Origin of the sequence: Duganella vulcania, from assembly GCF_009857655.1 — a bacterium.
GTDB classification, from domain to species: domain Bacteria; phylum Pseudomonadota; class Gammaproteobacteria; order Burkholderiales; family Burkholderiaceae_D; genus Rugamonas; species Rugamonas vulcania.
The window spans coordinates 1-673 of record NZ_WWCX01000275.1 but is presented as its reverse complement, the minus strand read 5'-3'; the positions used below and the strand labels follow the sequence as shown (position 1 = coordinate 673).

The 673-nt window shown below is 69.2% G+C and carries 2 protein-coding genes; both read right to left on the bottom strand.

Annotation, left to right across the window (positions count from 1 at the left end; genetic code table 11):
• A partial coding sequence (locus tag GTP90_RS35950) for a hypothetical protein (RefSeq protein ID WP_161087952.1) occupies positions 1-196 on the bottom strand: 196 nt, incomplete at its 3' end.
• A 266-nt stretch (positions 197-462) separates the two neighbouring features.
• The coding region (locus tag GTP90_RS35945; RefSeq protein ID WP_161087951.1) for a hypothetical protein at positions 463-673 on the bottom strand (211 nt) is incomplete at its 5' end.

The window sequence follows — 673 nt, the reverse complement described above, 5'->3', positions numbered from 1 at the left end:
GCAGCTGCAGCGCGAACGCCTCCAGCTCCAGCGCCTGCGAGCCGTTGAGCCGGCGCGCGGCCAGCTGGCGCAGCGTGGCCGCGTGCTGCGGCATCTCGTGCGCCATCAGGCAGGCGCGCAGCAGCTGCAGCAGCGGCTCGGCCCCGGCCACCTCGCTGTCGCTCGCGGCAACTGGTCGTGTTTCAGATGCGGACATGGCACTGCCCCCGTAGCCAACTCATGTCGGTCCAGTATTACACGAAGTCGCTTGCAGCTGAACAGGCGATCGTCACGCTGTTGCAAATCCGTGGCGCGGATGGTATTTGTATATTAATAACATCCTTGCGACGAGGCCCGATGAATCCCATCCCGATCCTGCTGGCCGGGTATTTCGCCGGCTGCACGCGGCGCGGCGCGCACGTGGGCCGCAACGAGGCCGCGCTGCGGCAGTCGCGCCGCGCCCGACTAGGCGAAGCGCCGCGCTCAGTCGCGCTGTTTATAGTGGACGTGGAGCGCGTACGGCAAGCCGATCAGGACGGACACCCATGGGAAGCCGACGATGATGTGGGCGCAGGCCACCACGAACAGGCAGCCCACCGCCAGCGCGAAGGCCATGCCCAGGCGGTCTTGCCACTTGCCGGGCGCTCCGCGCCTGGCCGCCGGCGCGGCGGAGGGCGCGCCGGACTGCGCGCCC